The sequence below is a fragment of the Rhizobium sp. BK312 genome (assembly GCF_014193605.1).
GTDB lineage: Bacteria > Pseudomonadota > Alphaproteobacteria > Rhizobiales > Rhizobiaceae > Rhizobium.
Genome location: NZ_JACHZP010000001.1, coordinates 175,169 through 201,665 on the forward strand (window position 1 = coordinate 175,169; position 26,497 = coordinate 201,665).

At 59.6% G+C, this 26,497-nt stretch carries 18 protein-coding genes; 3 read left to right on the forward strand and 15 right to left on the reverse strand.

The window, feature by feature from the left end; all coding sequences use genetic code 11:
• Positions 1-51: 51 nt before the first annotated feature.
• A complete protein-coding gene (locus FHT85_RS00900; RefSeq protein ID WP_112411905.1) occupies positions 52-420 on the reverse strand; it encodes an Hpt domain-containing protein in 369 nt (122 codons plus the stop codon).
• Between the two features lie 492 nt (positions 421-912).
• Here FHT85_RS00900 and FHT85_RS00905 point away from each other — a divergent pair, with 492 nt between their 5' ends.
• Entirely contained in the window at positions 913-7,608 is a 6,696-nt protein-coding gene (locus FHT85_RS00905; RefSeq protein WP_112411904.1) for a hypothetical protein, read from the forward strand.
• A gap of 139 nt (positions 7,609-7,747) precedes the next feature.
• On the opposite strand, the gene FHT85_RS00910 is transcribed toward FHT85_RS00905, so the two are convergent.
• The 10 genes from FHT85_RS00910 to FHT85_RS00955 form a co-directional block, all read right to left on the reverse strand.
• Positions 7,748-8,074, reverse strand: coding sequence for an RcnB family protein (locus tag FHT85_RS00910; protein ID WP_112398361.1), 327 nt, complete (start codon positions 8,072-8,074; stop codon positions 7,748-7,750).
• Positions 8,075-8,213: 139 nt separating this feature from the next.
• Positions 8,214-9,824, reverse strand: a complete 1,611-nt coding sequence (locus FHT85_RS00915; protein ID WP_112411903.1) for a glycoside hydrolase family 43 protein — start codon at positions 9,822-9,824, stop codon at positions 8,214-8,216.
• Positions 9,825-9,902: 78 nt separating this feature from the next.
• The gene (mgrA, locus tag FHT85_RS00920) at positions 9,903-10,934 is read right to left on the reverse strand and encodes an L-glyceraldehyde 3-phosphate reductase (protein ID WP_112411902.1); all 1,032 of its coding nucleotides are present in this window, start codon (positions 10,932-10,934) and stop codon (positions 9,903-9,905) included.
• A gap of 69 nt (positions 10,935-11,003) precedes the next feature.
• The gene (locus FHT85_RS00925) at positions 11,004-12,137 is read right to left on the reverse strand and encodes a Gfo/Idh/MocA family protein (RefSeq protein WP_112411901.1); all 1,134 of its coding nucleotides are present in this window, start codon (positions 12,135-12,137) and stop codon (positions 11,004-11,006) included.
• An 11-nt stretch (positions 12,138-12,148) separates the two neighbouring features.
• On the reverse strand, positions 12,149-12,910 hold the full coding sequence (locus FHT85_RS00930) for a sugar phosphate isomerase/epimerase family protein (RefSeq protein ID WP_112411900.1): 762 nt from the start codon (positions 12,908-12,910) through the stop codon (positions 12,149-12,151).
• Positions 12,911-13,016: 106 nt separating this feature from the next.
• Positions 13,017-15,482, reverse strand: a complete 2,466-nt coding sequence (locus tag FHT85_RS00935) for a beta-mannosidase (protein WP_112411899.1) — start codon at positions 15,480-15,482, stop codon at positions 13,017-13,019.
• Between the two features lie 58 nt (positions 15,483-15,540).
• The gene (locus FHT85_RS00940) at positions 15,541-16,632 is read right to left on the reverse strand and encodes an ABC transporter ATP-binding protein (protein WP_112411898.1); all 1,092 of its coding nucleotides are present in this window, start codon (positions 16,630-16,632) and stop codon (positions 15,541-15,543) included.
• Between the two features lie 3 nt (positions 16,633-16,635).
• Entirely contained in the window at positions 16,636-17,577 is a 942-nt protein-coding gene (locus FHT85_RS00945; RefSeq protein ID WP_015340096.1) for a carbohydrate ABC transporter permease, read from the reverse strand.
• Positions 17,570-18,475, reverse strand: coding sequence for a carbohydrate ABC transporter permease (locus tag FHT85_RS00950; protein ID WP_112411897.1), 906 nt, complete (start codon positions 18,473-18,475; stop codon positions 17,570-17,572). Before FHT85_RS00950 ends, FHT85_RS00945 begins: the two co-directional genes overlap by 8 nt.
• A gap of 220 nt (positions 18,476-18,695) precedes the next feature.
• Positions 18,696-19,931 carry an ABC transporter substrate-binding protein gene (locus FHT85_RS00955; RefSeq protein ID WP_015340098.1) on the reverse strand — a complete coding sequence of 412 codons (1,236 nt, stop codon included), beginning with the start codon at positions 19,929-19,931 and terminating at the stop codon, positions 18,696-18,698.
• A 446-nt stretch (positions 19,932-20,377) separates the two neighbouring features.
• Between FHT85_RS00955 and FHT85_RS00960 the strand changes: the two genes are divergently transcribed.
• Positions 20,378-21,412 carry a LacI family transcriptional regulator gene (locus FHT85_RS00960; protein ID WP_112411961.1) on the forward strand — a complete coding sequence of 345 codons (1,035 nt, stop codon included), beginning with the start codon at positions 20,378-20,380 and terminating at the stop codon, positions 21,410-21,412.
• Positions 21,413-21,474: 62 nt separating this feature from the next.
• Here FHT85_RS00960 and gndA read toward each other — a convergent pair whose 3' ends face one another.
• Positions 21,475-22,902, reverse strand: a complete 1,428-nt coding sequence (gndA, locus tag FHT85_RS00965; RefSeq protein WP_112334705.1) for an NADP-dependent phosphogluconate dehydrogenase — start codon at positions 22,900-22,902, stop codon at positions 21,475-21,477.
• Positions 22,903-23,186: 284 nt separating this feature from the next.
• On the opposite strand from gndA, the gene FHT85_RS00970 reads away from it, so the two are divergent.
• Positions 23,187-23,585, forward strand: coding sequence for an SRPBCC family protein (locus tag FHT85_RS00970; protein ID WP_112411896.1), 399 nt, complete (start codon positions 23,187-23,189; stop codon positions 23,583-23,585).
• 6 nt (positions 23,586-23,591) lie between these two features.
• On the opposite strand, the gene FHT85_RS00975 is transcribed toward FHT85_RS00970, so the two are convergent.
• From FHT85_RS00975 to FHT85_RS00985, 3 genes are read right to left on the reverse strand one after another with little or no spacing between them, the layout of a single operon-like run.
• Positions 23,592-24,206 (reverse strand): ABC-type transport auxiliary lipoprotein family protein, encoded by a 615-nt coding sequence (locus FHT85_RS00975; RefSeq protein WP_112411895.1) that lies wholly within the window; start codon positions 24,204-24,206, stop codon positions 23,592-23,594.
• A 38-nt stretch (positions 24,207-24,244) separates the two neighbouring features.
• Positions 24,245-25,615, reverse strand: a complete 1,371-nt coding sequence (locus tag FHT85_RS00980) for an MlaD family protein (protein ID WP_015340103.1) — start codon at positions 25,613-25,615, stop codon at positions 24,245-24,247.
• 9 nt (positions 25,616-25,624) lie between these two features.
• Positions 25,625-26,488: an ABC transporter ATP-binding protein gene (locus FHT85_RS00985; RefSeq protein WP_112411894.1), complete on the reverse strand. Its 864-nt coding sequence runs from the start codon at positions 26,486-26,488 to the stop codon at positions 25,625-25,627.
• Positions 26,489-26,497: the final 9 nt, after the last annotated feature.

Here is a 26,497-nt window from a genome sequence, read left to right on the forward strand (position 1 = left end):
TCCCGTCTGGCGGCGCAAGAATGCTTGAGATTTGCCGTTCGAACGCTCGGCCTAGCGCGAGAGCTTCAAAATGAAGTTCTCGGCCTCGATAACGCTGGCTGTAACCGCTGCCATACGAGCAGCGTCGCCAACGTTGCTTTCGAGCGCTCCGGCCGCATCCGCCACGCGAAAGGCGCCAATGGCGCTGGCAGCCCCCTTCAGCTTGTGCGATGCAGCTTCCATGCGTTTCAAATCGCCACTGCCAATCTCATGCAGGCAGGAACGAGCCTGCCTTGCGAACATCTGCAGCACCTCGACTTCCAGCGCCTTATCACCCATCGTCTGCTTTCCGAGATGGACAAGATCGATCGCCCGCTCCCGCGACGGAGCCGCGCCCCGCGAATTGTCCGGAGATTCAAATGCGATGTTCAAAGCTGCCATGTGCCAATGCTCCAGTCTTTTATCTGTGCCTGTTTTATAGACCTGCCGCATAGTTGCGGCCCGGACATGGCCATCGAGTTAAATTTTGGCACATTAAGGGCTGAAAACTCGGGACATGGTTAACGTGCGTTAAACATGCTCAAAATCTTGGGTTTTCATCGCATTGAACAGTCAAACAGGGTTAATAGCCTCTTAATGATCCACTGGCTTTAAGGTGGAATTAATTGTCATGACTGGGGGAATGTGTCACTACGATACTGGTAAATTGGGTGGATGGCACATGCCTTTGCCCCGGAAGTGGATGATGGTAATGTTTTCATAACATCCGTTTGAAAAACCAGTTATCCACTCTGAATGTAATGGGAAATCCAAGCTCGGTGTTGATCGAAGGCGGAAGACCCCACGGGAGGCAGGGTTCGTCTTTTCCGGACGCGGCGGAATTACCGGAAAAGGCACAGCAAGCCCGAGTGAGTTGTAACGAGGCGTAACCGCATGGCGAACAAAAAGTACATCGAGTCGGTCGAGGACAAGGCCTTTCAGGCATTGGACGAAGCTTTGCAGATCGATTTCAGTGACGAGAGCTTGGAGTCTCGCAGCGGAACTACGCCCGATATCCCGGAGCAAAATGTGTCTGAGCCGCCGAAACAGCCGATAAAGCAGACCAAGGATGATGCCGCCCGCAAGAATGGCGGAGCGCGCAGCACCGCAGCCCCTGCCACTCCGCCCCGCCCTGCCGAGGCGCCGAAGAATCCGAACCTCGCTGCCGCCAATGACGGCAACAGGGCAAGTTCCGCAAGCATATTGAGAGCGCTCGACGGAGCCTCGCAGAGCCGTGCAGTGCGAAACGCCACGATCTTCTCGCTGTTCTGGATCATCGGCGGCGCCGGCCTCGCGTTCATGCTTTACGGCACCCAGATCAGGAACATTCATTCCATCGCGGATCTTGCCGCCCTTCCGGGCGTCATCGCCTGCATCGTCGGCATTATCGTTCCGGTGCTGCTCTTCTATGCTTTCGGCATGATGATCTCGCGTGCGCACGACATGCGCAATGCAGCGCGCTCCATGGCGGAAGTCGCCCTGCGTCTCGTCGAGCCGGAAACTATCGCCTCCGAGCGCATAATGACGGTCGGTCAGGCCGTTCGCCGCGAAGTCTCGGCGATGAACGAAGGCATCGAGCGCACCATTGCACGCGCAACGGAACTCGAAACCCTCGTCCATTCCGAGGTCAATGCGCTGGAGCGCAGCTACGCCGACAATGAATTGCGCGTCCGCGGCTTGGTCCACGAACTCGGCGCAGAGCGCGACGCCATCGTCAATCACGCCGAGCGTATCCGCTCCTCGATCTCGGGCGTGCACGATCAGATCAAGGAAGACCTGTCGCTGGCGACCGAAGAAATCGCCGTGCGGCTCTCTACTTCTGGCGAAGCTTTCGCATCGATGATCGATACGCGAGCAGCCGCCCTGATGGAGAAGTCGGATTCCGCGGTCCAGGCCCTCGGCACCCTGCTTTCCGCCAAGACCGACAGCCTGCTGCAGAACCTCAACGCTTCCGGCCTCGCTCTCAGCCACGAGTTCGATACCCGTCTTGAATCTCTGTCGTCGACTCTTGCCGACCGCGGCAAGGACCTGCTTGGCCAGTTCGAAACGCGCGCCTCGACGCTCGATGCAAACACCGAAAAGCTGAATTCCGCATTGAACGAACGTGCACGCCAGCTCAACGAAACGCTGGTTGCCCGCACGAAGGAGATCAGCGAAAGCCTCAGCGGCGGCGAGCGGTCCATCACGGGCACGCTGGACAATGTTCTGTCCCGCCTCAACACGGCACTCGACGAAAAAGGCGCGAGCTTCCGTCAAAGCCTACAGTCGACAGCCGATGACACCATCATGGATCTCGACCTGCGCTCCGGCTTCTTCGAAGAGCGCTTCCAGTCGACGATCGCCCAGCTTTCGACGACCTTCGATGACCGCGTGTCGGAATTCACCTCCGCCTTCGACAAGCGCGCCGGCTCCCTGGACACCAAGCTTTCGGAAAGCCTTGCCCGCATCAATCAGTCGCTCGGCAGCAATTCGGATGCGTTGGAAGGCATCCTGACCTCCAGCATCGAGCGCCTGGGTTCGCATCTCACCGACCAGTCCTTCGCTCTCGCAACGACGCTTGCAACCGGCCAGGAAGTGTTGGAAAGCGCGATCGGCTCGAAGGCGAACGAGATCACCTCCGCGCTGCAGAACGCCACGACAGGCATTTCTTCCGCCCTGACCTCGGGCACGAGCGAACTCAATACCACGCTCGCCTCGCATGCCGGTGCCTTCACATCCGCCGTGCAGGGTGTCACGCGCGATGTCTCCGCCGCGCTGCAAAGCGGCACGGAAGAACTCACCTCGGCCTTCACCGGCCGGGCCAACGACATCAACAACACCCTCTCTGCTCGCACCAACGAGATCACGCAGGCTTTGAGCTCTGCCCATGAACGGGTCGATGCCGTCATGGCGGCCCGCAGCAACGCCTTGTTCGGCGCACTGGCCGATAACCAGTCCCGTTTCGAGCAGACCCTTGCCGAGCGTTCGGAAGCAATTGCCAGCGCCGTCAGCGGTTCCCACGAACATTTGACCGCCGCCCTGGACGAACGCACTTCGATGCTGGCCATTTCGCTGGCCGAAAGCCAGCTGCGCCTCGAAAACACGCTTGCGAGCCGCGCCGACGCGATCACCGGCGTCATGGCCGATACTCACAGCAAGCTGGCCGACACGCTCGACGACAAGACGATGGCGCTTGCTATCGCGCTCTCCGAAAGCCAAGCCCGGCTGGAAGACACGGTTTCCGGCCATGCCGAACACGTCGCCGGCACGCTGGACGCCAAGACGACGGAACTTGCACGCGCGCTGGCCGAGGGTCAGGCTCGTCTCGAAAGCACGGTCTCAGGTCACGCCGAAAGCGTCACCAATGCCCTCGACGACAGGACGATGGCGCTCGCCATCGCACTTTCCGAAAGCCAGGCTCGGCTGGAGGAAACCGTCTCCGGTCACGCAGACCGTGTCGCTGACACGTTCGAAGGCAAGGCCAGCGCCCTCGCCGCCGCGCTGACCTCCGGACAGACTCGTCTTGAAGAAACTCTCGCGAACCGCGCCGAGGCCATCATCAAGGCATTTGCGGGCAATCATAATGCCTTGGCCGAAGCACTGGACGACAGAGCTATGGCGCTCGCCATCGCATTGTCGGAAGCCCAGGCCCGCCTCGAGGATACCGTCTCCGGCCATGCCGATCGCGTTGCCGACACGCTGGATGGCAAGACACGGGCGCTTTCCGATGCGCTGACTTCAGGCCAGTCGCGTCTCGAAGCGACGCTTGCCAATCGCGCCGAGGCGATCACGAATGCGTTCACCAGCAACCACAATGCGCTGGCCGACGCACTGGACGACAAGGCGATGGCTCTTGCCATTTCGCTTTCGGACACCCAGTCACGCCTCGAGGATGCAGTATCCAGCCGTCTCGACGCCCTCTCCGACACTGTCGCCGGCACTCACGACAAAATCGTCAACAGCCTAGACGACCGGACGATGGCGCTCGCCGTTGCTCTTTCGGAAGGCCATGCGAAACTGGAAGACACTCTTTCTCACAGCGCCAAGGCCATTGCCCATACCGTCACCAGCGGCCACGAGGCGCTGACCAACACGCTCGACGACAAGAGCATGGCCTTCGCAATCTCGCTTGCAGAAAACCAGAACCGCTTCGAAAGCGCTCTGGAGGAACGCGCCAACGCGCTTCTCGACAGCGTCTCCGGTGCAGAGTCCCGCGTTGCCGGAGCCTTTGGCGACAAGGCGGAAGCCATCCGTGCTGCCTATAGCGAAAACCAGGAACGCCTCGACCGCTCGCTCACCGCCCATACGGACACTCTCTCCGAAATGCTCGGCGCCAACAGCGATCGCGTCGAAACCGTTCTCGGCACGACGACCCGTCAGCTGGAGAACACGCTCGGCGCCGGTCTGTCGCAGATGGATCAGAACCTCGCCTCGGCCTATGAGCGTATGCGTTCCACGCTGGAAGACCGCAGCAATGCGATCAACCTTGCCCTGCGCGATGCCCATACTCAGATCGACAACACGCTGATGGAACAGACGACCGCCATCGGCACCTCGATTGCCACCAGCGCCAGCATGCTGGAAATGTCGCTCGAGGACCGTGAGGCTTCGCTGCGCCAGACCATCGACGCCAGCGCGAGAACGTTGGAAGAGCGCCTGAACAGCGGTGCGGGCGACATTGCCGGCCGTATCCAGCAGGCCGCCGGCGACATCGCACGCTCAGCCGAAACCTTCTCATCCAACCTCAACCAGTCGATCGACGGCATGACGAACCGCTTTGCCGAGACCGGTTCGCGCGTCGAAGCGAGCCTTTCGGCGCTCGAAAATCGCATCAACGAAGGCGTCACCGGCGTTGCCGCCCAGGTCGATATCGCCGGCAACCGCCTCTCCGATACCCTGGCGAGTGGCGCGGCAAAGATCGACGACAGCGGCAGCCAGGCAGCCGCTCGCATCGAAGAGCGCCTTTCGACCATGGATCGCGCTCTCAATCTCGGCCTCGAAGCGGTCAACCGCACGATCGAAGGCAAGGCTGCCAATCTTGCAACGACGCTGCGCACGGCCGTTGCCGACGCCGCGCAGGGCATGGACACGGAAGCAACCCGCACGGCCGAATTGCTCGCCAATACCGGCCAGCAATTCGCCGAGAACCTCGGCAGCCATAGCGATGCCTTTACGCGTGCCATGAGCGAGCGCTCCGATGAGCTCGTCAACCGCGTCTCGGAAACGCAGAACCGGCTGGCAAGCCAGGCTGCGGCCGTCGCCCAGACCTTCTCGGAAGCCGGCAATGCGATCGTCAACAAGGTTGCCGAAGCCGAAGGCCTCGTCAGCAACCAGGTCAATACGATCTCGCAGGCGCTCTCTTCGGCCGAACAGTCGCTGGAAGCCCGCGGCGCGGCGATCCGCAACACGCTTACCGGCGGCAGCGAGCAAATCGCCTCCACCATGGCGCAGGTCGAGCGCGCGCTCGACGAGCGCAGCACGGCGATCCGCAGCTCTCTGGAGGAACGCGCCCGCGAAATCGACACCACGCTTGCCGATGTTGACAAGGCCCTGGAGGCCCGTGGCTCCTCCATCCGCACTTCGCTCGACGAGCGCACGCGCGAGCTGAATTCGATGCTGGCTGGGCGCTCCACCGAACTCTCGCGCCTCATCGACGAAAAGGCTCGCCCGATCGTCGATCGCTATGCCGCAACGGGTCAGGAGGCGGCCGCTCTCATCACGGCGGCAGCTCAGGAAAGCACGGAACGCCTGCGGGCCGAAAACGCCGCGCTCATCAACGCGATCTCGTCGCGCACGGAACATGCCGTCAACACGGTCAGCACACTCGAAAACAACCTGCTTGCGAGCGTCAACGGCATTATCGCCCGCCTGGCGGACAACAACTCGGCGATCGCCGGACTGCTGTCCAATGCCGCAAGCGAATTCGCAAACGTCGATGACCGCCTCATGGCAACCTCGTCACGCTTCGCCGAATCCGCCGCGAAGGCCGGCGAGATGGTCTCGGCCTCCAGCCGCCTTCTCGAAGGCAAGGTCGACAAGCTGTCTGAGATTACCGGCCAGACCTTGTCGCAGGTCGGCAGCATCGTCGGTCGTTTCGACGATCACTCCAAGGTGCTGACGCAAGCATCCCAGCTCCTTGGCGCTGCCCAGTCGAACCTCGTATCGACGCTGGAAGAGCGCGAAACGGCACTGCAGAACTTGGCCGTCGGTCTCGTTCAGCGCTCGGAAGAGATCGAGAACACCATGCGCGCCCTCGGCTCGATGGTGGAAACGGCCTTCGACCGGGCGGAACAGCGGTCGAACCAGGTGACCGGCAATCTCCGCCAGAGCGTGCAGTCTTCCTTCGGCGATATCGGCCGCGTTCTCTCCGATGCCGAGAAGCGCGCCGAAGATGCGGCGGAAAACATGCGCACCGCCTTGCAGAAGGCCGGAGAGGAAGCGAGCCAGGCTGTCGAAAACACATTCGCCAATGCCGAGCGCCGCTCCAGCGATCTCACCAATCGACTGCGCGGCGGCCTCACAGCCTCGCTGTCCGAGGTCGAGCAGATGCTCGCCGACGCCGGCAAGACCTCCGATACGGCTGCCCTGCAGCTGCGTGAAACTCTGCGCGTTGCGGTCGATGACGCGATCGGCCGCTTCGCCGGCGCGACGGACGAAATCCGCCGCTCCGCCGGCGATATCCGCCGCGAGCTTGACCTCACCCGCAACGAACTGAAGCGCGGTGCCTTCGATCTTCCGGAAGAAGCAAAGGAGAGCGCTGCAGCTATGCGTCGCGCCGTTGCCGAACAGATCAAGGCCCTGCAGGACATCTCGCAGATTGTCGGCCGCTCGACGCAGCAGCTGGAGATTTCCGAGCCGACAGCTCGCGCGCTGGCCGAAGCACAGCCTGCTCCACGGCCGCAGCCCGCCGCACCTGCCCCGGCGGCCGCCGCCCCGCGGCCGCAACAACCTGCTCCGCAGCAACCGGCGCCACAGCCGCCGGTCGCCCAGCAGCCCGTACAGCGCCCGGCACCACAGCTGCAGCAGCCTTCGATCGAGTCCCTGGGCTTGCGTGGATCACTCCCTGCCGAGCGACCGGCAGCACAGCCGCAGCGTCCGGCGGAAACAGCAACCCCTGCTCGCCAGGAAGCGGCCGGTGGCGGCTGGATCAGCGATCTGCTGCGTGGCGCGTCGCGCGATGAAAATGCCGGTCTGCAGCCGGCCCGCCAACCGGCACCAAAAGCCCCGGCGGAACAGGCTCCTGCTCCCGCCGCACGCAACCCACGCCATGTCGTAGAGTCGCTGAACTCGCTTTCGGTCGATATCGCCCGCGCCATCGATCATGACGCCTCGGTCGATCTCTGGCGCCGTTACCAGCGCGGCGAACGTGACGTGTTCACCCGCCGGCTCTATACGCTCAAGGGTCAGCAGACTTTCGACGAGATCAAGCGCAAATACGACCGTGAGCCGGAATTCCGCACCGCAGTCGATCGCTACATCGCCGATTTCGAAAAGCTGCTCGCCGATGTCGCGCGCACCGATCGCGATCGCACCGTCACACAATCCTATCTCACCTCCGATACCGGCAAGGTCTACACCATGCTGGCCCACGCAGCCGGCCGCCTGAACTGAGATTGATAGATAAGAGACGAACGCTCGATCCCCGGCAGAGATGCCGGGGATTTTTGATTCAAGCTGCTCCATAAGTTTTGGGCACGAAAAGGGCGGCTCTCGGCCGCCCTTGGTTTGCTTGGTGGTAGCTCCATCCGGCCTACCTGGCTTCATGCACCTTCGAAATCAAACCGCTGGTAATGCCGACGAGGAGAAAGCTGTTCTTGAGGCGAACCCAGTGATAGCCGCGCGGAGGCGTGGATAGCTGAAAGGCGCGATAGTCGATTTCCGTGGCGCGGCGGCGGTCGGAGGCCGACAGGCGGCGCCCCTTGACCCATCCGCCCTTGCGGATAACGACCTTCTTCTTCACCGCCTCTTTTTGAACAACGGCCTGCTTGCCGGCGGGAGCCGGCTTGACCTGCGCTGTCGCAGCCAGCGGCATACCGAGGACGGATGCAGCAAGAAGGACAGTGAAGATTTTTCTCATTGGTTGTTTCCTCATTTCAGAATCTGCACGCGAACTTACCGTGACAGACATGAAACGCATCTGACAGTCGAATTACAATTCCGTAATAGAGTGAGAACAGCGGCCGGCTTTACAGCCCACCGCCGGAAGTCATCACCCCTCACAGTTCATCGTAGTTGAACCAGTCGAAATCCGCTGTCTTTGCCCGGCCTGAGAGGTCGAAGGCAAACATGCCCACGAAGGCACCGGTGAAGGAACCGTGCTCGCCACGCCCGCCCTCATCCGAGATGACGCCGGCATCGAGTACTGGCCCAATCGCCTGCCATGCGCCCATGCCTTCCGCTTGCCAGAAGAACTGCAGGTCGTTGTTCCGCACTTCCATGGCAAGCTGTATGCGCCCATCCGGCACTGCGGCGCCGCCCTCGATCGGAAAGCTCAGGCGGCCATTCGGATAATCGCCCGGGCAGGTCATGATAGTGACGCAGCGGCCGAGCTTCTCGTGCAGGGTCACGGCAATAGCATGCAGCTTGAAGCGATTGTAGTAGTGCGTCAGGCCGGCAACCTGCTGGTAGGTGTCGGGCTCGAAATCGACGACCGTTTCAGCGCGGAAACTGTGATGTTCCTGGCGGCGGGCAACGAGCGATTGCTCGAACCAGGAACCGATGCTCTCGCGGGCGATAAGCCGCAAATGGCCGGGTCGCTCCATCACGCTGAAGATGCGTTCCGGTTGCGGCGTCCGCAGCCACTGAAAATCCATCGGCAGTCTGCCTTCGTCGAAATTATAACCGCTACGGCGCGGCTTATCCACCGGTACGGCACCGTTCAAGCCTACGACATCGACATCGGGAACACTGGCGCCGTTTTCGAGATAGAGCCAGCCATCCTCTTTCCAAACACATTTCTGCAGGGCCGTTTCCCGACCGAGCGTACAGCGACGATGCGGAGGCAAAGGCCGCCCACAAAGATGCGTATGGTAGAACTGGCTATCATGCGTCTCGACATACTGGCCATGGCCCGCACGTTGCAGCGCCGCTTCCGGATGATCCTTCGAGCTGATCAGATGCTTGTTCGGATGCAGTTCGTACGGCCCAGCAATGTCGCGAGATCGCGCCATGGTCACGGCATGATCGTAACCCGTGCCGCCTTCAGCCGTGGTCAGATAGTACCAACCGTTCCGCTTGAAGAGATGCGGCCCTTCGACCAGCCCCAGCTCGGTGCCGGCGAAGATGTTCCTGATCGGCCCCTTCAACGATTTCGTCGCCGGATCCCATTCCTGCAGCAGGATACCGTCGAAAGCCGGCGTCTTCGGCGAGCCGCCATAGCTCTCGGTGCGATGGTTCCATTGCATGTTGACGAACCACTTGCGGCCGTCATCGTCGTGGAACAGGGATGGATCGAAACCGGAGGAATTGACATAGGTCGGCTCGGACCATTCGCCTTCGATGGTTGGCGAGGTCACGATGTAGTTATGGGCGTCCTTGAAGTTGCCGTCATAGCGCTTGACGTCGGTATAGACGAGCCAGAACAGCCCATCCGCATAGGAGAGGCAAGGCGCCCAGATGCCACAGCTGTCGGGCTCGCCGCGCATGTCGAGCTGTGAAGCCCGCTCCAGCGGCCGTCGGACCAGGGTCCAGTTCACGAGATCGCGCGAATGATGGATCTGCACGCCCGGATACCATTCGAATGTCGAGGTGGCGATATAGTAGTCTTCGCCCACGCGGCAGATGGATGGATCGGGATTGAACCCCGGCAGAATCGGATTGCGGATCATGAACTCTCTCCTCCGGAACCATGGCAAGCGGCAATAAGGTAAAACGCCCGAAAACCAGTTCCAGGCGTTTTAGGATGATCAATCGCGTTCGGCCGACTTTGCCCAGAGATTGATATCAGCCTCCTTGGCATAGACATCGATCTGCTTCAGCTCTTCGGCCGTGAAGTCGAGATTATCAAGCGCCTTGACGCAATCGACGATCTGCGACGAACGGCTGGCGCCGATCAGAGCCGACGTGATGCGGCCGCCGCGCAGAACCCAGGCGATCGCCATTTGCGCCAGCGTCTGGCCGCGCTTTTCGGCGATCTCGTTCAGCTTTCTGATGTTGTCGATAATCGACGGGCGGATGAAGTCGCGCTTCAGGAAGTGGTTCTGTGCGGCACGGCTGTCTTCCGGAATACCGCCGAGATACTTGGTCGAGAGCATGCCCTGAGCGAGCGGCGAGAAGACGATTGATCCGATGCCGAGGTCTTCGAGCGTATCGACCAGACCGTCATCCTCGACCCAGCGGTTGAGCATGGAATAGCTCGGCTGATGGATCAGGCATGGCGTGCCGAGGTTCTTGAGGATGGCGGCAGCCTCGCGCGTGCGCTGCGCGTTGTAGGAGGAAATGCCGACATAAAGTGCCCTGCCCGAGCGGACGATATGATCGAGCGCGCCGCAGGTCTCCTCGAGCGGCGTATCCGGATCGAAGCGGTGTGAATAGAAGATATCGACATAGTCGAGGCCCATGCGCTTCAGGCTCTGATCGCAGGAGGCGATCAGATATTTGCGGCTGCCCCATTCGCCATAGGGACCCGGCCACATATCGTAGCCGGCCTTGGAGGAGATGATAAGCTCGTCGCGCAAGCCGGCGAAATCGGTGCGCAGGATCTCGCCGAACGCTGTTTCCGCACTGCCGGGAGGCGGTCCGTAATTGTTGGCGAGATCGAAATGGGTGATGCCGAGGTCGAAGGCCGTGCGGCACATGTCGACCTTGCGGTCATGCGGCGTGTCGCCGCCGAAATTGTGCCAAAGCCCCAGCGAGACCGCCGGCAGCTTCAGACCGGAACGGCCGGTCCTGTTGTATTTCATTTTTGAATAGCGATCGGATGCCGGTTGCCAGGCCATAGTGGAATTCCTTCGAGATGAAAAAGCGCGCGGGTTGGTTACCCGCGCGCAAACTAGCTCTTCCTGCGCCTACTTCAAGAGCGCCTGAGCCTCTTCGATGCCGAGCGCCGCGGGCTGCGTGCAGGTCGTGCTGAGATCGATGAAACGGCCTTCTTCACCGGATTTCAGGATCGAGGTCATGACATCGACGCCATGCAAGGTGCGGTCGAGCGAGCAACGGGCATCGCGTCCGTCGATCAGCGAGGCTGCCATGTCGGCGAGACCGGCCGTGCGATAGTTGGCACGCGAGCCGTTCGGGCTTTCCTGATTGACGACACCGAAAGGATGCGCCCAGTTTTCCAACGGCTTGATGTCCTTGTCGCGACCGCTTGCCTCGACGGTTCCGCCGAAGAAGTTCGGATCGGGCACGTAGAGCGAGCCTTCGGTGCCGTAGAGCTCCATATTGGCATGGCGGTGCGACCATACATCCCAGCTCGCCGTCAGCGTGATCCGGGCGCCGCTGACGAATTCCAGCAGCGCCTGGATCGTCGTCGGGGTCTTCACCGGAATGATATCGCCATTGCGCGGCTGGCTGGTGATGGTGCGGGTCGGCGATGCCATGGAGGTCATCGCGCCAACACGCTTCACCGGACCGATCAGGTTGATCAGATTGGCGATATAATAAGGGCCAAGATCGAGGATCGGGCCGCCGCCAGGCAGGAAGAAGAAGTCCGGGTTCGGATGCCACATTTCCATGCCCGGACTCATCACATAGCATGCGCCCGAGGTGACGCGCCCGATACCGCCGTCATCGATGAATTTGCGGGCGAGCTGATGCGCACCACCGAGGAAGGTGTCGGGAGCGCAGCCGACCGCCAGCCCCTTTTCCTTGGCGATGCGACGGAGCTCCTCACCCTGCTCCAGCGTCAGCACGAGCGGCTTTTCGGAGTAGACGTGCTTGCCGGCTTCGAGGATGCGCTTGGAAACCGGGAAATGCGCGTCCGGGATGGTCAGGTTGACGATGACATCGAGCTCGTCATTGGCGAGCAGTTCGTCGATCGTCTGGGCCCTGACCTTGTATTCTTCGGCGCGCGCACGCGCCGCTTCCATGTTGATATCCGCGCAGGCCAGCACCTTCAGGCCCTTGAAGAGCGGTGCGAGCGAGAAATAGGTGGTTGAGATGTTGCCGCATCCGATGATGCCGACGCCAAGTTCCTTAGCCATGTGGAAGTGCCTCAAAAGCTCTTGAAGGATGCGATGGAGCGCGTGATCAGGCGATCGACGTCGCTCGGATTGTCATGTTCGACGACGAAGTGTTTGACTTTGGTACCGGCGAGCGCCTTGAGCAGCTTTGCCCACGGAACGGTGCCGTGCCCGACATCGGCCCAGCCATCTTCATTCTTGTTTTCGCCGGCCGGCGCAATGTCCTTGACGTGAACGGCCGTGATGCGCGGACCAAGCTTTTCGATCCAGGCGAAGGGGTCGCCGCCGCCGCGGATGACCCAGGCGATATCGGCTTCCCAGGAAATATCCGGAGCGCCTTCGAAAATCTGCTCGATCGGCAGCGAGCCATCAGCCTGCTTGACGAATTCGAAATCGTGGTTGTGCCAGCCGAATTCGAAGCCTGCATCCTTGTAAGGCTTGCTCATTTCATGCAGGCGCTTGCCGAAGGCGAGCCAGCCGGCGGCATCCTTCGGGCGCTGGTCGGCGCCGATATGGGGCGCATAGATCGAATCCATGCCCAGGGTCTTGGCGATCGCGAGCGACTTCTGCACCTCGCCGTCGAGGAAATCCGGGCTGAAATGGCCGCTTGCCATCCGCAGGCCGTTCTTGTCGAGTTCGGCGCGCAGGTTCTTAAGGCCGGTATCATCAAGATCGGCATAGATACCGCCGAAGCCTTCGACTTCGGCATAGCCGGCCTTGCCGAGCTTTACGAAGATCTCCGAATAGGGCTGGAAATTGCGGGCGCTGTAGAGCTGAAATCCAAGTTTCGTCATCAATAGTCCTCCAATGGCCTTCGGGCCGTCTGTTTTGGGGCTTGGGGCCCCGAAAGCGCCACCACTGCGGCGCAATAGCTCAATCCATCAGCCGGCCGTTCGCCGCTTAGCTGTCCACCGACTGGCTGGATTGCAGATCGTAGATGCGGAATTCGGGCACGCCGCTTGCGAGCGGTTTGGTGGGCGTGAACACAACGCGGCGGCTTTCGCCGGCGGCAAGATCGAAGGCGTTGTCGGAATAACGCCCTTCCGCTTCGCTCTCGATCATCACGAACAGCGCAAGTCCCCTTGCGGTGACGGTGAGTTCGACGGTCTCGTTTTCCTCTTTCTCCTCCCGCAGCACCGTCAGGCCGGCGGGCTGAAGCTCAAGCGCCTTGTAGGTGCCGTGAACATAATGCCCCTCGCCGCCCATGCCGTTCGATGCGGTGAAGCGCCACGCCAGCAGGCAATCGGTGGGGACCTGATCCGCATCGATCGACAACGCCGTGACGGCGGCATCCGGCGTGCAGACGGCATGCGCCATCGTCAGCGGCACGCGCTCACCATCAAGCTTAAGCAGCGATACGGAAATATCGACCACCACATCGGCATTGGTATCGTTGACCAGAGAGAAGCGGATCGTCTTATTGTCGTCCGAAGGAATTGCCGCGACGGACACCGGCTGGAAGAAGCGCCGCACCAGATAGTGCATCACCTTCCATCGGCCGCCATAATCGAGACTGGACCACGAGGCCACCGGCCAAGTGTCGTTGAGCTGCCAGTAGATGGTGCCCATGCAATGCGGCTTCAGCGAACGCCAATATTCCACCGCCGTCTTGATGGCGAGGCCCTGCTGGACCTGGCTCAGATAGACGAAATTCGGGAAATCCTTGGGAAAGCGGAAGTAGCGGAACATCGTGCCGGCAATGCGCTCGTTGCCGCCGGCATTCTTCTGGTGCAGTTCCATGACCGGAGAGGCGATGTTCATATCCTTCGCCTCGGCATAGGTCTTGATGACGGGCAGCGAAGTATAGGACTGGAAGCCGAATTCCGAGCAGAAGCGCGGGCGCACGGTGCGGTAATTGTCGAAAGACTTGTTCTCGTGCCAGACGGACCAGTAATGCATGTCGCCGGAACCATCTGCGTGCCAGGCGTCGCCGAAATTGAGATAGCCCGAAGCCGGGCTCGACGGCCACCAGATCGCATCCGGCAGCGCCTTCTTCATCGCCGTCTCGATCGTCCTGTTCAGGCGATCATAGGAGACGAGATAGCGGTCGCGATCTTTGCGGGATTCCTCGAACCAGGTGAGCGCACCCACCAGCTCATTGTCGCCGCACCAGAGAACGATGGAGGGATGCGTCGCAAGCCGGCACACCTGATAGCCCACCTCCTCCTCGACATTCTCCAGGAAGTCGCACGTCGAGGGATAGAGATTGCAGGCAAACATGAAGTCCTGCCACACCATCAGACCCAGGCGATCGCAGGTGTCGTAGAACCAGTCATGCTCATAGAAACCGCCGCCCCATACACGGATCGCATTCATATTGGCATCGACGGCCGATTGCAGCAGATCCTCGGTCGCGGCCGGATTGGAGCGTGAGAACAGGGCATCGGCCGGGATCCAATTGGCCCCACGGGCAAATATCTCGCGACCGTTGATCTTCAACGCGAAACGGCTGCCAGCCTCGTCCTCGTCGGTAATCAACTCGACCGTGCGCAGGCCGATCTGCCGCGTGACGGTTTCGAAATTGGTTTCAACCGACAAAGCATAGAGTGCCTGCTCGCCATTGCCTGCCGGCCACCAAAGCTTAGGCTTGTCGATATGGAAGAAATGGGTGATCGACGTCTCACCGGCGTTGACGCCGACATCGAGGCGAACCCGCTCCTCATCAAGCGAGAAATAAAGCTGTGCGATCCCCGTTCCCTTGGCAAATAGCGCCACCGTCACCTTGAGATCGACCGAGCCGTCGTCATTATGAATCTGCTGGGTGACGACATTTTCGATGCGCGCTATTTCGAGCTTTTTCAGCGCGATGGTGCCATAGAGGCCAAGCGGCGCGATCGCAATGTTCCAATCCCAGCCGAAATGGCATTGCGGCTTGCGCAGCATGTTACCGTTCGGGATCGGCGAATTGCCGGTGCTGTAGGGAATGTAGAAAGGCTGCTTCGCCTGCAGGGCAGCACCAGCCGAAATGCTCGAATGCAGGACGATGCGAATGGTGTTCGTACCCGTCTTCAGCACCTTCGAGACGTCGGGGCGATAACGCTGAAAACAGTTATTGCCCTCCAGCACCAACGCATCGTTGACGTAGACGCTGGCGACTGTGTCGAGATAATCGATATCGAGATACCAGTCTCCGCCGGCATCATCGAGTACGAAGCTGCGCGTCAGCTCCCAGTCCTGCTTGGCGACCCACTGCACGACCTCTTCGTTCCGCGCAAAATAAGGATCGGGAATAAGCCCCCCCGCATAGAGCGCGGAATGGACATCACCGGGCAGAGACATGGACAGAGAATGATCGCTGTCGGGGGACGTCAGCCTCCACGATCCCGCCAGATCGACGGTGAGGCTATCATTGATGGAAGAAGACATCGGACCTCCTCGGACCGCTGCAAAGAAGGAGGCGGCTGAGCCGCCTCCGGGCATGGGATCATATTCTGAGTTCTGTCTGCGCATCGAAGAGCGATGCGACAGACATATCGAAGCCAAGCTTTACGGCCGAACCGGGGCCAAAGCGCCTCGCGCCATTGACGCGAACCGACATGGTATGACCGGCATGCTTCAACCAGAGCAGATTATCGGCACCCATCGGCTCTTCGATATCGACCGTGGCATCGTGAATTTCGGCACCTAACGCGGTCGCTTCATTGACCTTGATATGCTCGGGACGAACTCCCAGCACAACCTTGCGGCCGACCTCCAGAGCCTCGCCGGCCTTGTAGCCGTCGAGAGAAAACAGCACGTCATTGGTCGCGAACACGATCTTGCCTTCGCGGTTTACCAATTCGCCCTTGAGGAAATTCATCGACGGCGAGCCGATGAAGCCGGCCACGAAGAGGTTGCGCGGTTCATTGTAGATCGTCGTGGGATCATCTAGCTGCATGATGACGCCGTTCTTCATGATCGCGATGCGATCGGCGAGCGTCAGCGCCTCGATCTGATCATGGGTCACGTAGATCATGGTATTCTTCAGCGACTGATGCAGCCGCTTGATTTCGACGCGCAGCTCCGAGCGTAGCTTGGCATCGAGGTTCGAGAGCGGCTCGTCGAACAAGAACACATCGACGTCGCGCACCAAGGCGCGGCCGATCGCGACGCGCTGGCGCTGACCGCCCGAAAGCTCGGCCGGCTTGCGCTTCAGAAGCGGCTGGATCTGCAGGATCTCGGCAGCCCGCGCGATGCGCTTGTTGATCTCGTCCTGCGGCACCTTGGCAACGCGCAGGCCGAAAGACAGGTTCTTCTCGACCGTCATCTGCGGGTAGAGGGCATAGGACTGGAACACCATGCCGATGCCGCGATCCTTGGGTTCTTCCCAGGTGACGTTCTTGTTCTTGATGAAGATCTGCCCCTCGGTGATATCGAGCAGGCCGGCAATGCAGTTCAACAAAGTCGATTTGCCACAGCCCGACGAACCGAGAAGCACCAGGAATTCACCGTCATTGATCTCGAGGTTGAGGTTCTTCAGAACGGTGACCGCGCCGAAATCGAGCGAGAGGTCTTTGATGGAAACGCTACTGTTCATGGATCACCCCTTCACTGCGCCGGCGGCGATGCCGCGGACGAAGAGTCGCCCGGACACGAAATAGACGATAAGTGGAACAAGACCGGTGAGGATCGTTGCCGCCATGTTGACGTTGTATTCCTTCACGCCCTGGACGGAATTGACGATATTGTTGAGCTGGACGGTCATCGGATAATATTCGGGCCTGGTGAAGACGACGCCGAACAGGAAGTCGTTCCAGATGCCTGTGACCTGCAGGATCATGGCAACGACGAAGATCGGCAATGACATGGGCAGCATGATGCGCAGGAAAATCTGCCAGAAGCCGGCGCCATCGATACGCGCGGCCTTGAAAAGCTCCACCGGCAGCGATGCGAAATAATTCCGGAACAACAGCGTCAGGATCGGCATGCCGAAGATGCTGTGCACGAGGATAAGTCCGGTCAGCGTACCGTAGATGCCAATTTCGCGTAGCACGATGACAATCGGATAGATCATCACCTGATACGGTATGAACGCCCCGATCACCAGGATCGAAAAGAACAGATCGGCTCCCTTGAAGCGCCAATTGGCAAGCGCATAGCCGTTGACCGAGGCAATCGCGATCGACAGGATCGTCGACGGCACGGTGATGCGCACGGAATTCCAGAAGCCGCGGGAAAGGCCGTCACAATTGAGGCCCGTACAAGCCGTTGCCCAGGCTTTTACCCATGGTTCGAAAGTGATCTCGAGCGGCGGCGAAAAGATGTTGCCGAGCCGGATTTCCGGCATCCCTTTCAGCGACGTGACGATCATCACATATAGCGGCAACAGGTAATAGGCCGCGGCGACGAAGAGCGTACCGTAGAGCATGATATTGCGGCCGGAAATCACCCGGCGCGGCTTGCGGCCACTCGGTCCGGAGAGCGTCTTCTCCGTCAAGGCAGCACCGCCGTTTACATTCTTGAGAGTAACAGGATTAGACACGTTTGCGCCCTCCGCCGAATTCCAGATAAGCCCAGGGGATGACGATGATCGCGACGGTCACCAGCATCATGGTGGAAGCAGCAAACCCTTGACCGAGGTTCTGCGCCTGGAACATGTAGTCGTAGACGTATTTCGCCGGGACTTCCGACGCGATGCCAGGTCCGCCGCTCGTTTGCGCGACGACGAGGTCGTACACCTTGACGATACCGCTGGCGATGATGACCAGTGTGGTGATGAAGACGGGGCGCATCATCGGAATGACGATGAAAAGATAGGTCCGCCACATCGGAATCCCATCCACGCGCGCCGCTTTCCAGATATCTTCGTCAATGCCGCGCAGGCCTGCGAGCATCAGGCACATCACGAGCCCCGTACCCTGCCAAAGAGCTGCTATCAGCACACCGTAGATGACAATGCTCGGGGTATAGAGCGGATCGAAAGTAAATGTCGTCCAACCGAGCGAGCGCACCACGGACTGGATGCCGAATTCGGGGTTAAGCAGCCACTGCCAGACGAGGCCGGTGACGATGAAGGAGAGAGCGAAGGGATAAAGAAAAATCGTGCGGAAGGTGTTTTCGAACCGGATCTTCTGGTCCATCAGCGCAGCCAGCACGAAGCCGATGACGAGACTGAAGATCATGGAAAGAATGCCGTAAACGGCAAGATTCTCAATGGACACGACCCAGCGCGGCGCCGCCCACAAACGGTGGTATTGGTCCAGCCCGACGAAGCTGAGACGTGGCAGCAGCTTTGAATTGGTGAAGGAATAAACCACTGTCCAGATCGTGCCGCCGAGGAAGATGACGACGGCCGTCAGGATCATTGGAATGGATGCAATCTTCGAATTCAGATTGCGCAGAAATTGATTTGGCCGGCCGGCTTTCGCATGACCCGTCATTGTAGCTCCTTCTAACGCGCGATTGCTTCGACGATCAGGAACTCTGGGCCATGACCCGATCTCGGTTCCTGTCGCTTCCTCCTCATCCACGGCCAAACGTCACGTCCTTGTGGGTCCGCCGCGTAAGGGGCGCCGTAACCAGCCGGATCACAGGACGTGTCCCGACCGTGATACCGACCCGCAACGCGAGGCCGGCATCACTACAGCGAGAAGATAGAGATCAATCAGCAGCAGCGATGATCTCGACGAAGCGTTTCTGGGCAGCTTCCGGCGTCATCGAAGGATTGGCGAAGAACTCGGAGAACAGATCTTCTTTCTGCTTCTGGCTGTCGGCAGAAAGAAGCTGGTCCGTGCCCTGGATCACGTTACCCTTCTTCAGAATTTCCAGGCCTTTCTTCATGCAGTCGTTGGCTGCTGTGAGGTCCACGTCGCCGCGCACCGGCAGCGAACCCTTCTTCAGGTTGAAGGCAACCTGGGTCTTCGGATCGAGAAGCGTCTTCGCGAGCGCATCCTGAGCCTTCGACTTGGCCTCATCCTTCAGCAGCGGGAAGTAGAATGCGTCGCCGCCTGTGGAAATGACTTCATTGACACCGAGGCCGGGAAGGCAGGTATAGTCCGTGCCGGCCTTCTGGCCTGCCAAGGCGAACTCACCCTGTGCCCAGTCTCCCATGATCTGGCCGCCGGCCTTGCCGGTGATGACCAAGTTCGTGGCCTGGTTCCAATCCTGAACGTTGGAGCCCTTGGACATCTTGCGTGCGTCATCGGCAGCCTTGAAGACCTTGGCAATCTCCGGTCCGGCAGCGACTTTCGCATCCTTGTCCTTGAACACTTTCTCGAAGTTATCCTTGCCGGCGATGGCGACCATCAAAACGTCAAAAGCACCTGCCGCCTGCCATGGCTGGCCACCGACAGCGAGCGGAACGATGCCTGCCTTTTCCAGCGCAGGAGCGGCGGCAACGAATTCATCCCAATTCTTCGGAACCGGAACACCGGCCTTCTTGAAAGCAGCATTCGAAAGCCAGAGCCACTGCCAGGAATGGATATTAACCGGCGCGCAATAGATCTTGCCGTTGATCGTGCAGGAATCAAGCAGGCTCGACGGACGAATGATGTCCTTCCAATGCTCCTGCGTCGCGACGTCGGTCAGATCGCGCATCAGGCCGGCCTGCACCAACTCCTCGGCCTGACGACCGTGGTTGAACTGGGTGGCACCCATGGGATCGCCGCCGGTGATGCGGCTGATCATGATCGGACGAGCAGTGCCGCCCGAGCCGGCGATCGCACCATCGACCCAATGATTACCGGTCGCGTCGAACGCCTTTGCCAATTCCGCCACGGCGGCAGCTTCACCACCGGACGTCCACCAATGCGTTACCTCAAGATCAGTTGCCTTGGCCGCACCAAGCGGCAATGCAACTGAAGCGGCCAGCACAGCGGCCATCAAACGAATATTCATGAGTTCTCCTCCCTCACTGAAACGTTGCCGGAAAAACGTAGTCGAATCATTTTCAACGCGCAACCGCTCGCTCACAAATTTTTTCAGCAGGCTCAAATATAGCACCTCGAATTATATACCTTCTTTCGAATAAGCCAAAACGCCTACCATTCATCCCACCATTCGCAAGGATCTGGGAAATTTAAGTTGCTGATTACATTTATCTATTTTTGACATCATCAGCCGAACACCTAAAACCTTCTCGAGTATCTGCAAATTTTGGAAAAAGGATGCGGATTAAACCGTCGCATATATTAGTTTTCTCGACATGAGAAAAAGTGCTCGACTTTTCCACTGTATCGTTACAGATTTTCGAGACGAGGAAGGAGTGACCACATCACAAATATGCTTGCGGCGCTGCTGCGGGCACTATAAGCGGTCGGTCGCGGGAGGCAGCATTGCAGGATATGGACAGTAAGAAGATTTCCGGCAGCAGCACAGCGCAGTCTACACATGAACGGCCGACGCTCAAGACGATCGCCTTTATGACCGGGCTTGGGATAACCACCGTCTCTCGCGCCTTGAAAGATGCTCCTGACATCGGCGCCGAGACCAAGCAGCGGGTGCGCATGGTCGCGCGGCAATTGGGATATCATCCCAATCGCGCCGGCGTACGTCTCAGGACCGGAAAGACCAATGTTATCGCCCTGGTCCTAAGCATGCACGAAGACATCATGGGCTTTACCAGCCAGATCGTCTTCGGCATTTCCGAGGTTCTGGCCGGTACTCAATATCATCTGGTCATCACGCCGCATTCGCTTAGCAAGGACTCACTGGTTCCGATCCGCTACATCCTGGATACTGGCTCGGCTGACGGCGTCATCATATCGCGCACCGAACCCAACGATCCGCGCGTCGCGCTCATGCATGATCGTGGCATGCCTTTTTCCACGCATGGACGGACGGATATGGGCATCGTGCATCCCTTCCATGATTTCGACAACGAAGCCTTCACGCACGAAGCCGTGCAGGCGCTGGTTGCCAAAGGACGGCGTCGCTTGGCGCTTCTGCAGCCCTCCAGCAAGCTGACCTACTATTCGCATACCCGCATCGGCTTCCAGGCGGGTTTGCGTCAATATGGTGCGGAGGAGATCTCGCTCGGGATTACCACGGACAACACCCTTGCCGATATCAAGGACACGGTCGAAGCATTGATGCGCTCTCCACATGCACCCGATGGTTTCATCTGCTCCAGCAGTGGCGGCGCTATTGCCGTCAATGCCGGAATCGAGGCCGCTGGTTTTCGTCTCGGGCGTGACATCGACATGGTCGCCAAGCAATCGACCGATGTCTTGAGCTGGATCAGGCCCGATATCATTGCGGCGTCGGAAGACTTTCGTCATGCCGGCCGCGAGCTCGCCAAGGCGGTCATCGCACGCATCGACGGCGTGGAACCCGAGCTTCTGCAAAGCATCAGCCCGCCCGTCTGGTCAAACGGCTGATAAGGAAAAGGCCTGCAGGGTTTCACCGGCAGGCCTTTTGATCATCGTATCTGGCTGCTCTATCAGGCTGTAGCACCACTGCCCCATGGGCCGTGGTGAATATCCTTGCCGTCGACACGGTCGAAGCCGTGAGCGCCGAAGAAGTCGCGCTGAGCCTGGATCAGGTTGGCGGTGCCGCGCGCCTGGCGATACGCGTCGAAATAGGTCAGCGCAGAAGCAAGCGCGGGAACCGGCAGGCCGGCAGCCGTCGCAGCCGAAACGATTCGGCGCAGCGACGGGATCGATTCCTTGACCATCTCTGCAAAGGCCGGAGTAACGATCAGGTTCGCCGCATCCGGCGTCTTCGTGAAGGCGCTGGTGATCTCATCGAGGAACTGTGAGCGGATGATGCAGCCGGCACGCCAGATCTTGGCGATGACGGGCATCGGCAGCGACCAGTTGAACTCCTTCGAAGCCTCGGCCATGACGGCAAAGCCCTGCGCGTAGGCGCCGATCTTGGCAGCAAAAAGCGCCAGTTCCAGATCCTTCAAGAGGTCGGGGCCGAAGGCGATCGGGAACTTGTAGTCCGGCGTGCCGAAGATCTTCTCGGCGGCCTCGCGCTGGCTCTTGATGGCCGAGAGGCTGCGGGCGGCAACGGCGGCTTCGATGGCGGTTGCAGGAATGCCCATGTTCTGGGCTTCGATAACCGACCACTTGCCTGTGCCCTTCTGGCCGGCTTTGTCGAGAATGACATCAGGCATGGCGCTGCCGGTTGCGGGATCCTTCGCGGCCAGAACTTTCTCGGTGATCTCGATGAGATAGGAGTTGAGGCGACCCTTGTTCCATTCGCCGAAGATCGAGCTGATATCGGCGGCGCTCTTGCCAAGGCCGTCGCGCAGGATGCCGTAGATTTCGGCGATCATCTGCATATCGGCATATTCGATGCCGTTGTGGATCGTCTTGACGAAGTGACCGGCGCCGTCATTGCCGAGCCAGGCAACACACGGATCGTTATTGTACTTCGCCGCAATCGAAGTGAGCACCTTCTCGACGCGCTTGTAGGACTCTTCCGTGCCGCCGACCATGATGGAGGGGCCGTGACGCGCACCTTCCTCCCCGCCGGACACGCCCATGCCGATGAAGGTCAGGCCGGTATCCTTGAGGCGGTCGAAGCGGGCGATCGTGTCGCGAAAATTGGCATTGCCGGCGTCGATCATGATGTCGCCCTTGTCCAGATAGGGCTGTAGCGCCGCCATCTGCTGGTCGACCGGCTCGCCGGCCTTGATCATGATGATGATCGGCCGTGGCGGACGGATTGCCTCGACGAACTCCTCGATCGTCTTGCAGGGAATGATCTTGTCCTTGAGTGCGCCCGCATTCGCGTAGAATTCATCCGTTACCTGCGGAGTACGGTTGAACACTGCAATCTTGTTGCCTTTTTCAGCGATGTTGAGCGCCAGATTCGATCCCATTACCGCGAGACCGATCAGCCCGATTTCTGCCTTTTCCACGACAATCCTCCAATGAACCGTTCACTGCGCTCAGCCCACCCTGAAGACGCAGCAACATCCGATGTGACGCAATGCCGCCAGCGCTTGGCGCGACAGGCGGCAGCCCTGCGTTGGGGCTGTTGTTGCACTCCGGGCAGAAAACGGCAAGCCTCCGAAAGCCGTGAATCGTTCCCTTTGCAGGACTGTGCAACAATGTTGCCGAATTGGCGATTCATTCGCGTGCGAACCCTGGCTTGTTCAGCAGGCCTCAGTCCCTTGATGGTGATATAGAGGAGGAAAACACCATGTCGACCATGAATGCGAAGATCGTACATATCTCCATCGATCGCGACTGGAGGGAGGTCTACAGCTACGCCAGTCGTCCGGAAAACATGCCTTTCTGGGCCTCAGGTCTGGCATCCGGGCTGACGCAGGATGGCAATGATTGGATCGCCGAAGGCACGCTCGGCACTGCCCGGGTTCGGTTCTCGCCTCGCAATGACTTTGGTGTCATCGACCACTGGGTAACGCTGGAATCTGATCTGCAGGTCTACAATGCCTTGCGCATCGTGCCGAACGGCGATGGTTGCGAGGTCATGTTCACCCTGCTCCAGCTACCGGGCATGGAGACAGAGCAATTCGCGGCCGATGCCGCGCATGTCATGCGGGATCTGAAGACGCTGAAGGAGTTGATGGAGCGCTGACCGCCCTTACAGCGAGCGCAACGTCCAGTCGACGAGTTCGCCTGTCACACCTGCAAATGCGGCATCGAGCGCCCGCACGAAATCGGGATTGCTGCCACCGCTGACCGGCACGACCTTCCGGAACACGTTCTGGGCCTTCACCGTACCGGTGCGATCGTTCAGGATCTTTTCGGAGATTTCGACGATTGCCGTCTTGTGGCCGCCGGACGCATTGATCTCGAAGGAGCGGATATCGGTGACGATCTGATAGTCGATCGCAAGCCCCTGCCCGGGTACGCCGACGCCACCGAGCTTGCCGGTATTCTCGAAAGCCTCGACAAGTTTCGATTGCACCATTCTGCTCAGCTTGTCGCTCCATTGCGATTTGCCGAGATATTGGATTTCCGAGCCCGAGACGCGAATGACGATCTGATTGCTGTCCAGAGCCTGCAGCGCGGTCGGCGGCGGGATGAGGATCTGGCGGCTTTTGACCGAAGGTCCATTCGTCTTCGCCGACGCGGAAAGATCGTAGGTATCATTGTTGGAAGAGGTTCCACAGCCTCCCAGCAAGGCCGCGAGCAACGGCAACGCGATCACAGCTTTCCACACCTGATGACGCTCACTCGACACGCAACCGACCATATTTCGCTTATCCCCTGGAGACCAGATATCGCTCTTCATCAATGCCGCGCGCGGCCGTCGTAAGTCTTGACCGTATCCCCGCCGAAAATCAGTCGTTGCGGATTGCGATCGAAATTAGTGATTGTACTATTCAGATTGTCAACCGTGCCCCGCATGTCGTTGATGAGGGTCTGGGCGTCGCGCAAGCCGCTGCTGGAAAATTTCTGCAGATTGTCGGCGATCGGCCCGATGCGGGAATTGAGATTGTCCGCCATCTTCTTGAAGGATTCGAGCGTGTCCTTGGCTTCTGCAAACAGCGACTTGGTGCTGTCGTCGCCGAGCAAGGAATTGACCTTGGTCAGGATGCCGTCGACCTTGCCGGACGCCGCATTGAGCTTGGTCGAAATCTCGCGGGCATTGGCAATCGTCTGATCGATATCCTGCTGATGTGAGGCAACCGAGTTGGCGACATCCCGGATCGATGCGACCGCGGTACGAGCCTGTTTCGTCACATCGGCAATATCGTCAACCGATCCCTTGATCTTGGCAGGATCGATCTGCGCGACGATCGCATCGACCCGATCCAGGGTCTTTTGAGCGTTCTGACCAAACGTCGTATAGGTGTCGGCCGTCTGCTTGAAACTTGCAATCGTCGCCTTTAGGTCGGTCGTCGCATCGGCGACATTGGCCGTGATCTTGTCGGCATTGGCGATGACGTCGTTGACCTTCTGGGCATCGACAGCGCGCACCAGCTTTTCGATCGCATCCAACGTCGAGTCGACGCGGACCGAGACCGTCTTGAAGGTATCGGAAAGCTGGCCGACGCTTGCAAGGAACTTGTCGATATTGTCGGAATTGTCAGCAATCGCCTTGGAGAATTTCTGCGCATTGCGCACAGTATCCGTCAGCGGCCCGCGCGAATCCGAGACGAAGCCCTGGATGTCGCCGATCGTGTCGTTGGCGCGGTTCAGGATCTTGTCGGCCGTCGTCAACAGATTAGTCACGCTCGACTGGTCTGCGAGCAATACCGCCCGCTTGCCCGTGTCGATCGAGCGCTTGAGGATATTTTCGTCGCTGTTGCGACCGCCGGAAAGCTCGATATAGGCCGCACCCGTCAGGCCCTGGATCTCAAGAATGGCCTTGGTCGAGGTGTAGACCGGCGCATCGGCGCGCACCTGCGTGAAGGCGAGAGAATAGTTCGGGTCGTCGGCATCGATCGAAAGGCCCTGCACCGAACCGACCTGAATACCGTTGAAGCGGACCGGCGAGCCGACGCTCAAACCATTTGCGGAGCCCGGAATGCGCACGACGAGCTCGACCATCGGACCGCCCCGGCCGTATTCCGCCATCCAGTAGACGAAGCCGAAGGCGGCAGCGATGACAACCAGCGTGAAGAACCCGACGATCGTGTAATTGGCTTTGGTTTCCATTGTCTCCAGTCACTTCTCGCGGCTGTGGGCGCCTGCGCCTTTGTCGTCGTTGTGCCCTCTGATGTCCTCGCGCGGCACGATCGAGCGTGCGCGCTTGCCCCTGAAGTAGGATTGCACCCAGGGGTCATCACAGGCGAGCATGTCCTCAACCGTGCCTTCCACCAATACCCGCTTCTGTCCGAGAACAGCAATACGGTCACAGACGGAAAACAGGCTGTCGAGGTCGTGAGTCACCATATAAACGGTCAGGCCAAGCGTGTCGCGCAGCTTGGCAATCAATTCGTCGAACTCCGACGCACCGATCGGATCGAGGCCCGAGGTCGGCTCATCGAGGAAAACGAGGTCGGGATCGAGCGCCAAGGCTCTGGCCAGCGCCGCACGCTTGATCATGCCGCCCGAGAGCTCGGAAGGATATTTGTCGGCGGCATCAGCGGCGAGACCCACCATGCTGATCTTCATCAGCGCAAGCTCGTCCATCATCTCTTTCGGCAGGTCCAGATATTCCCGCATCGGTACCTGGATGTTTTCCTTGACCGTCAGCGAGGAAAACAGTGCACCTTGCTGAAAGAGCACGCCGAGCCGCATGTCGAGCCGATTGCGATCCTCTTCGTCGAGCTTATCGTAATCTTCGCCGAGGATCTCGATCTTGCCCGATCGGCGCGGCAGGAGCCGCAGCACAGTGCGCAGCAGCACGGACTTACCCGCGCCGGAAGCGCCAACGAAACCGAGAATTTCGCCGCGATAGATATTGAGGTTCAGCTTATCTAGAACCACTTTCGAGCCGAAAGCCACGGTGACATCCCGTGCCGACAGCACGATGTCCCTGCCCTGCTCATCCTTTTCCAACGGAATTTCCGAGTGAAGCGCGCTCATCGTTATCGT